Raw genomic sequence first — 8,213 nt, 5'->3', positions numbered from 1 at the left:
TGATGGTCGGCGCGATCATCACGCACCTCCGCCGGCACGAGGCCCAGCCAATCGCGGTGAACCTGACCCTGCTCGCCGTGGCCGCCTTCGTGGCGTGGGGCCGCTTCGGCCCCCAACCCTTCACCGGCTGACCCAGCGCGGTGTCGGACCACAGCCCGACCCACGAAGGAAGGAACCCGATCATGGAACCGGTAAACGCCACAATCATCTACTACAGCGCCACCGGCACCGTGCACGCCTTGGCGCAGGCCGCCGCCGAGGGCGCGGAAAAGGCCGGCGCACGCGTGCGACTGCGCAAGGTCGCCGAACTGGCCCCACCGGAGGCGATCAGCGCCAACCCGGCCTGGGGCCAACACCTCCAGGACACTGCCGACATCGCCGGGGCCAGCCTCGACGACCTGGCTTGGGCCGATGCGGTGCTGTTCGGCACCCCCACCCGCTTCGGCAATCTGGCCAGCCAGCTCAAGGCGTTCATCGACACGACAGGTGGCCTGTGGCGGGAGGGCAAGCTCGCCGACAAGGTGTACACGGCTTTCACCGCCTCCAGCACCGCCCACGGCGGACAGGAAGCCACCCTCCTGGCGCTGGGGAATGTGTTCTACCACTGGGGCGGCATCATCGTGCCCCCCGGCTACACCGACCCCGTCCAGTTCCAGACAGGCAATCCCTACGGCACTTCCCACGTGGCCGGCGATGGCCCACCCGATGACGTCGTCTTGCAGGCGGCCCGTTACCAGGCCCGGCGCGCCGTCGACACCGCGGCGGCACTCAAGGCCGGCCGCGTTGCCTGACCCGGGCCAGCAGCCGTGACCTGATTCGATGTGACAAGGAGGAAAACCGGTGAGCAACCTTCAGGCCATCGCTGACCGCGTCGAGAACGTACTTCCCCGCCTGCACAAACGGCTCCACCCGACCAAACACGGCCTCATCTCTGGCTCGGCCCCCAGCCACCCGCCTCCGCCCGCGCCATCACCCTGCCCCGCTTCCTCGCCGGCGTCCTCCACCCGCACCTCGCCACCACCAGCAGCGTCTGACGACCTTCGCGCCGTCGCTTGTTTCCGCGGCGGCCGCAGCGACGTCGTCAATCCTGTCGCCGGGTAGCGTGATCTCGATCATGGCGTGGTCCGTTTCGTGGTCAGCATGGAACGGAGCTTGGCGAGTTCGTAGAGCCGCGCCTGGAGGCCCACCGGCGCGCGATGGAGGTTCACTGCCAGGTGCGGTAGCAGGCTGAGGAGGTTGAGGTCCTCAGCGGCAGCCGTGGCCGATGTTTGCCGGTCGGGCTCACGCGATCGTGCTCAGCCTGCGACGGTTGACAGTTCCGACCTGGTCGCCCGGCTGTCGACCTCGTCGACCGGCAGCGGGCGCGCGCATTCCTCACAAACCAGTTGCGAGACAACGTGTCCGCCGCAGTCCTTGTGCTCGGCGACGCGCGGCGGGCCCGCCTCGCCGGCCAGGTGGCGATCGCCCCACTCCATCAAGGTGATGATCACCCGAGGTCAGCTCGCGGCCCTTCGGGGTGAGCTGGTACTCGTTGCCGCAGCGGCCGTTATAGGGCAGAGCTTCCGCGCTACATGAGCACCACCTGTCCCTTGATTGCCTTCGTGGCGAAAGCCCGGCCCGCGAAGGGCCGGGCTTGGCTGTGCGGTCAGGAAGGCATAGGGCGGGACCGACGGCTCGCTGCGGTCAGCCGGTCAGCGGTGCGGCGGGAGCGGGCCAGAGCCAGCCCGCCGAGGACCATGGCGACCAGCCCCAACACCAGAGCCAAGGCGCCACCGACCACTCCGTTTCCGGTACCGGGACCACCGTCGGCGACGGCCAGGTTCAGCGCGCCAACGACCACGGCGATCAGCCCCGACGCCAGGGCCACGATGGCCCCCTTTCTCCCGCCGTCGCCGATACGACGGACGGAACGGGCCAGCGCCAGCCCGCCGATGACCGCGCCGACCAGCCCCAGCAGCGCGGCCAAGGTGGCCCAGAGTCGCGCGGCAGTCAGGGTGTATGCATCGACGTCTGCCGACTGGACCAAGACCTGCGCTGCGGCCGGTGTGGCAAGCGCGAAAACGCCGAGCAGGCCGGCCGCGGCGGCGGCAAGCAGGTGACGGACGGACATGAGGTGCTCCTTCTCCTCCTACGACTGGACATCGCTGATCATGTCCGCCGGCCCCACCGCCGGTCGTCCTGCTGACGCGGGCAATTCGCGCTGCCGCCGATGCCGTAGCCGGCTGCCGCGGACGCCGCAGGAGTCGCGAAAGTACCGCGTGTGCGGTAGGTGGCTGATCATCCGCGTGCAGGAGTTGCCCGCGCGAACATCTGGTTAGGGTGCACGTATGAGCTGGGGACGGATCGGTGTCCGAGACTGGGTGATCGCCGTCGGCGTGGCGGCGACCCTGCTGGTCGCCGGGCTGTCCGAGCAACACCCCTCCACGAGTCTCGACCCGCTGGGCTTCGCGTTGTTGATAACCGGCGGTCTGGCGCTGGCCGCGCGCCGCTGGGCTCCGGTCACCGTGCTGACCGTGACCGGGTTGTGCGCGCTGGGCTACCAAGCCGTCGGTTTCGACGTGCCTGTCGTCGCGTATCTGTTCGCGGTGTACGCCGCGGTACGGGCGGGACACCGCATCGTCACGGTGGCGGGTTCGGTGATCATGCTGGCTACTGTTCCGCTGGCGCTCCTGGCCTCTCCCCACGACTGGACCGTGGGCGAGGCGTTCACGCAGGCCCGAGGTGCCCTCGAGATCGCGTGGCTGGTCGCCGCCGGTGCGGCGGGTGAAGCGCTGCGGCAGGCCGAGCGCCGGGCGGATGAGGCAGAGCGCACCCGCGAGGAGACCGCGCGGCGCCGCGCCGACGAGGAGCGGCTGCACATCGCGCGGGAGTTGCACGATTCGCTCACCCATCAGATCTCCGTCATCAAGGTGCAGGCCGAAGTCGCCGTCCACCTGGCCCGCAAGCGGGGTGAACACGTGCCGGAGGCCCTGCTGGCGATCCGGGAGGCCGGTCGTGAGGCGGCCCGGGAACTGCGAGCGACCTTGGAGGCGCTGCGCGACGACGACAAGAACCCGCCGCATGGGCTCGACCACGTCCCGGAACTGGTGCAACGGGTCCGAACGACCGGCCTGGACGCGAAGCTGACGATCGAGGGACACCGAAACGACGTGCCGGCCGCAGTGGACCGGACCGCTTACCGGATCGTTCAGGAGTCGCTGACCAACATCGCCCGTCACGCCGCCGCCGCTACCGCGTCGGTCCGGATCGACTACCGTCCCGACGCCCTGGTCATACGGGTCGATGACGACGGCAAGGCCACGTCGGACACCGCACCGGTGCCCGGCGTCGGGCTGCTCGGGATGGGCGAACGAGTCACCGCCCTCGGAGGTCATCTGCGGGCGGCACCGCGCAGCGAGGGCGGCTTCACCGTCCAAGCCGAACTTCCCGTGGATCAAACGCCATGATCCGTGTCCTGCTGGTCGACGACCAGCCGCTCATTCGCAGCGGATTCCGCGCGCTCCTTGACGTCGAGGACGACATTGAGGTGGTGGCCGAGGCCGCAGACGGGAAGGAGGGTCTGGCGCTGGCCAGGGAACATCTGCCGGACATCGCGCTCATCGACATTCAGATGCCGGTCATCGACGGCATCGAGGCGACCCGGCGCATCGCCGCGGACCCGACCCTGGCCCGGGTGCACGTCGTCATCCTGACCAACTACGGCTTGGACGAATACGTCTTCAACGCGCTGCGCGCCGGCGCGGCCGGGTTCCTCGTCAAGGACATCCAGCCGGAAGACTTCCTGCACGCCATACGCGTCGCCGCGCGCGGCGACGCCCTGCTCGCACCGTCGATCACCCGCAAGCTGATCAACCGGTACGTCACCCAGCCGCTCAACACCGGCGCCGGCACGGGGCTGAAAGAACTGACCAACCGCGAGCGCGAGGCCGTCGCCCTGGTCGCGCAGGGCCTGTCCAACGACCAGATCGCCGCCCGCATGGTGATCAGCCCACTGACCGCGAAGACCCACATCAACCGAGCCATGGTCAAGCTCCACGCCCGCGACCGCGCCCAGCTCGTAGTCCTCGCCTACGAATCCGGCCTGATAGCCCCGCGCAACCCCTGACATCCACGGTCCGGGTGCAGGCCGCCGAGAGACACCCCGAGGTGCTGGAACCACAGCTGTGGACCCGCGACATTGCCGCCGAGTACGTCGCCGACACCCCGCACGCGGTGCACGGCAGTGGGCCGGGCACAACCGCAACACCACCAAGAAGGGCCAGCCGCTGACCGCGGTGGGCAAGGTACAACGCATCGACAGCCTGCGCGGGTTCTTCTGCGACCTGATCGACTGGGGATGGATCAAACCCAAGTTCGACCCGTGCAAGATCCTCGCCGGGCCACTGTCGGTACGCGCCCAGATTCGTCGCCGCAGCCGGCCGAGGGGGTCCACGCCTCGGTGAGGCGGCGGAGGTGGTCGTAGCGGAAGCACTGCGTGTCCGCGGTCAGACCAGCGGGGGTGTCCGCGACCGAGGTGACGTTGCCGAGTGCTCAGGTCGCGGCTGCCGGACCTGGTCCACCAGGAGATCTGGGCCTACCTGATCATCCACCACGCGATCAGTACCCTCACCGCGACAGCATCCGCGGCCGCCGACCTGGACCCAGACCGGATCTGCGCTTTGCTCGGGTTCGACTGCCAGATCGGCCCCTCGACCGCACAGTCCCCACCAGCCCCGCCACCACAGATCGGGTACAGCCCATCCGGGTCGGTGAAGGTGGCGGGGTTGTTGTTGGCGTAGGTGTAGCCGTGCATTTGTTGGGGGTCGGCCAGGTCCATGATCGGGTCCACCGACAGGAACCGACCCACCGTCGGGTCGTATTCGCGGGCGCCGAGGTGGGTCAGGCCCGTCGACGTGTCCAGGGTGCCGCCCACGAAGCCACGCTGGCCCAGCCAGGCCGACGGGGCCGTGCCGCGAGGCTCACCGAACGGAAGATGACGGCGGCGGTTGACCTGCATCGACGCTGCGTCGATCGTGATCTCGCCGGTGCCGTTGTGATCACTCGCCAACCACGACACACCCGACTCCGTGCGAACCGCCACCGTACGGCCGGCATGCTCGTAGTAACGGGTCGCCGACACCTCACGCGACTCACGATCGAGACGAACCTCCTGGTTGCCCAGGAACAAAGTGACCGCGTCCGGGTCGCGGCGGATCAGGCGGTCGCCGTCGGCGGTGTAGACGTAGCTGGTCTCCTGGCTGTTTTCGGTGACCTTCGCCAGATGTCCCTCGGCGTCCCACTCGAGGGTTTGATCGTCGCCGGCCAGGGCGCGGCTGGTGGTGTTGCCGGTGGGGTCGTAGTCGTAGGTGTCGAGGTTGGTGCCGCCGGGGTGGGTGGTGGTGACCGAGTCGAGGGTGTGGCCGGTGTAGGCGTAAGTCTTGGAGATGTCGCCGGACAGGGCGTACTGGGTCTCGGTGACGCGGTTGCCGACCTTGTCGTAGGTGGTGTGGCCGCGGTCCGGGTCGGTCTCGGCGGTCTTGCGGCCGCGCAGGTCGTACTCGTAGCTCCAGGTGTTGTCGCCCGGATCCTTGACTTCGGCGAGCTGCCCCGCGGGGGTGTAGGCGTAGCTGGTGGTGTCGACGCCGGTCGGGGTGTGTTGCTGCACCTCGACGGTGCGGTCGCGGCCGTCGGTGATGGTCGTGGTGGTCGTGCCGCCCTCTGGTGGGGTGACGGTGACCCGGTCGCCGCCGTACTCGGTCGTGGAGAACCTGATCACGAAGAGCTGCGGGCGCCTTACACCGGGGCCCACACCCCACAATTGACTACAGTGCGTCACCAACGAACTAGCCGAAAACCGCCCCTGCCCGGTTAACTTCGAACTTCGAAGACCCGCTATTGTCCATCGTCGACATTCAAAACAAAATCACCCCACGCATCGACCAGAAAAGCCTTATCGCCAAGGTCATCATCAATGTTGACCAGAACAACCCCTTGCAAGTCTGACTTTGCGACGGCATAGCCATCACCGTCCGCCCGAGCAAGTTGACTAAGGTTGTCCACAACGAATCCCCATTCACAAATCGCAAGGAGGCCAACAGGCATCGCAGCCGAAAAGCTGACAAGTACTCTCTGAGAGCACCGGTCTTGCGCTAGCCATGGGGGCACGGTCCCATCACTAAATTCCCCTCGACGTACGTTGCTTCCTTCGGGAGGAACTAGAGTCAATCGGCCGTATTTCTCGGCACCCAACGCCCTCCAGTGACGTATTGCCACCTCAGAATCTTCTGCGGACATCCAACTAACGTTATACATATCTACGCCGTATTCGGTCAGACCACGGGCCAATTCGTCGAAACTTTCCTGCGGCGACCTAGCCCACCGCTTACGGATTTCCGCAGCTTCGGCGGGAGTTGTGGACTCAAACTCCACGCTAGCATCCCTCACTTGAGAAGTTTACCTTTATCTTGTTATTCGCCACACGCCAACGACCGTGGTTGTCAACTTGCTGGTTTTGTTTCATTTCACCGGCTTCCCAATGCGGCTGACCCGGGTGCGATCTATCCATCGTATTTTCAGTTACGAGCATGTTGCGACCGTCCATATCGTAGACGTACTGGACACCCGAGGCATTGCGAATAATATCAACAGGTTCCGCATCCACGGGTATACCTGCCATTCGCATCGCCAACAACCGAACTGTTTCGCGACTTAGGTCATTGCCGCCATCGTCATTGCGAGCCAGGACTGGAACAGGGCCAGACAAGACATAGTAGGTATGAACGCCACTAACGGTCAGATTGTACACTTCCTGATTCCGGACGTGGCGGGCGAGGGCACGCAACTCGACGTCCCCGTCAAGGCCTCGCAAGTTGCTGCCGACCGGCAGATCACCCGCGGCCACCCATCCGCCAAGATCATCCGCCCATAGGACGTGATGATCTGTTGCGGCCAGCGTGGCAGTTCGGCTTCCGTCGACACCATCGACGTCGAACGTCAGTTCAACGACGTTCTTCCACCCATGTCCGACGATTGTTGCGACGACCTCATGCGCATCACTCTGCCCCGTGGCGGGATCTGTGGCTAGCACCTCGTCGCCAACTTCGACGTCTTCGATCGGTTTGCTTGTCCCGTCGGTCATCAGCACTCTAGTTTTTGGCGAGAAGCTGTTACCGCCAGGACGGCAGGAGAGCCGTCCCGTTCGCGCCTGATTCAAGAATCACGCGACACTAGTCGGATGTGTGCTGGCTGGTGCCGACCGCGCGCCGGTAGCGGTCCGCGAGCGTGTGCAGCGCGGCCACGAGCTCCGGCGAGTCGACGACCTCGAAGTCGGCGTCCAGCAGGCCCAGGTAGAGCGCGAGCATCGGCGGGTGGTCCGAGGCGGGTTCGAACGCGCACCGGTCGGGGCCGAGCGACTCGACGTCGACCGGGATCGGCAGCCGGTCCCGGACGTGTTGTGCCGGCGCGTGCACGATCACCCGCGCCCGGTACCGCCAGGTCGCCTCGTGGACCCCGCGGGCCACCCGCGCGGCGACCTCGCGGTCCGGCGGCAGCGCACGCGGGGTAAAGCGCGGGCCGGTCGGCGGCCGCGGCTCGATCCGGTCGACCCGGAAGGTGCGCCAGTCGTCCCGATCCCCGTCCCAGGCCACGAGGTACCAGCGCCGCCGGTCGTTGATCAGGCGGTACGGCTCCACCGAGCGCAGGCTGGTCGTGCCGGAGTGCGCCCGGTAGTCGAACCGCAGCCGCTCGTGGTCCCGGCACGCACCGGCGATCGTGGTGAGCACGTCCGGATCCACCCGTGGACCGGGGGACGGCATCGGCAGCACGTGCGACTGGAAGACACTGACCCGGTGGCGCAGGCGCGACGGGAGCACCTGCTCCAGCTTGGCGAGCGCACGCACCGAGGTCTCCTCGATGCCGGCGATCGAGCCGCTGGCGGCGGTGCGCAACCCGATCGCGACCGCCACCGCCTCCTCGTCGTCGAGCAGCAGCGGCGGCAGCGTGCCGCCGGCGCCGAGCCGGTAGCCGCCGGCGACGCCCGGTCGCGCGTGGACCGGGTAACCGAGCCCGCGCAACCGTTCCACGTCGTTGCGGATGGTGCGGGTGGTGACGCCGAGCCGGGTGGCGAGCTCGGCACTGGTCCAGTCGCGCCGGCTCTGCAGCAGGGACAGCAGGCGCAGCAGCCGCGCCGAGGTTTCCAACATTTTTCGATCCTGCCGAGGATCTAGGAACGGAAC

At 67.2% G+C, this 8,213-nt stretch carries 9 protein-coding genes; 3 read left to right on the top strand and 6 right to left on the bottom strand.

Going from position 1 to position 8,213, the window contains the following annotated elements; all coding sequences use genetic code 11:
• The first annotated feature begins 182 nt into the window (after positions 1-182).
• Positions 183-791: an NAD(P)H:quinone oxidoreductase gene (gene wrbA / locus GEV28_RS00475; RefSeq protein WP_291407344.1), complete on the top strand. Its 609-nt coding sequence runs from the start codon at positions 183-185 to the stop codon at positions 789-791.
• Positions 792-1,295: 504 nt separating this feature from the next.
• On the opposite strand, the gene GEV28_RS00470 is transcribed toward wrbA, so the two are convergent.
• A complete protein-coding gene (locus GEV28_RS00470; RefSeq protein ID WP_291407343.1) occupies positions 1,296-1,490 on the bottom strand; it encodes a hypothetical protein in 195 nt (64 codons plus the stop codon).
• A gap of 155 nt (positions 1,491-1,645) precedes the next feature.
• Entirely contained in the window at positions 1,646-2,110 is a 465-nt protein-coding gene (locus GEV28_RS00465) for a DUF6223 family protein (RefSeq protein WP_291407340.1), read from the bottom strand.
• Between the two features lie 217 nt (positions 2,111-2,327).
• Here GEV28_RS00465 and GEV28_RS00460 point away from each other — a divergent pair, with 217 nt between their 5' ends.
• Both GEV28_RS00460 and GEV28_RS00455 read left to right on the top strand, forming a co-directional pair.
• Positions 2,328-3,446: a histidine kinase gene (locus GEV28_RS00460; protein WP_291407338.1), complete on the top strand. Its 1,119-nt coding sequence runs from the start codon at positions 2,328-2,330 to the stop codon at positions 3,444-3,446.
• Positions 3,443-4,105 (top strand): response regulator transcription factor, encoded by a 663-nt coding sequence (locus tag GEV28_RS00455; protein ID WP_291407336.1) that lies wholly within the window; start codon positions 3,443-3,445, stop codon positions 4,103-4,105. The genes GEV28_RS00460 and GEV28_RS00455 overlap by 4 nt, the downstream gene beginning before the upstream one ends.
• A 468-nt stretch (positions 4,106-4,573) precedes the next feature.
• On the opposite strand, the gene GEV28_RS00450 is transcribed toward GEV28_RS00455, so the two are convergent.
• From GEV28_RS00450 to GEV28_RS00435, 4 genes are all read right to left on the bottom strand, one after another.
• The gene (locus tag GEV28_RS00450) at positions 4,574-5,788 is read right to left on the bottom strand and encodes an RHS repeat-associated core domain-containing protein (protein WP_291407348.1); all 1,215 of its coding nucleotides are present in this window, start codon (positions 5,786-5,788) and stop codon (positions 4,574-4,576) included.
• An 83-nt stretch (positions 5,789-5,871) separates the two neighbouring features.
• Positions 5,872-6,408: a hypothetical protein gene (locus tag GEV28_RS00445; RefSeq protein ID WP_291407334.1), complete on the bottom strand. Its 537-nt coding sequence runs from the start codon at positions 6,406-6,408 to the stop codon at positions 5,872-5,874.
• A 1-nt stretch (position 6,409) separates the two neighbouring features.
• Entirely contained in the window at positions 6,410-7,117 is a 708-nt protein-coding gene (locus GEV28_RS00440; RefSeq protein ID WP_291407332.1) for a polymorphic toxin-type HINT domain-containing protein, read from the bottom strand.
• 88 nt (positions 7,118-7,205) lie between these two features.
• The gene (locus GEV28_RS00435) at positions 7,206-8,180 is read right to left on the bottom strand and encodes a YafY family protein (RefSeq protein WP_291407330.1); all 975 of its coding nucleotides are present in this window, start codon (positions 8,178-8,180) and stop codon (positions 7,206-7,208) included.
• Between the last annotated feature and the right edge of the window lie 33 nt (positions 8,181-8,213).

Origin of the sequence: Actinophytocola sp. (assembly GCF_009379765.1) — a bacterium.
Lineage (GTDB): Bacteria > Actinomycetota > Actinomycetes > Mycobacteriales > Pseudonocardiaceae > Actinophytocola.
Note: the sequence above shows the minus strand (reverse complement) of the source record. Positions and strands in the feature narration are given on the sequence as shown.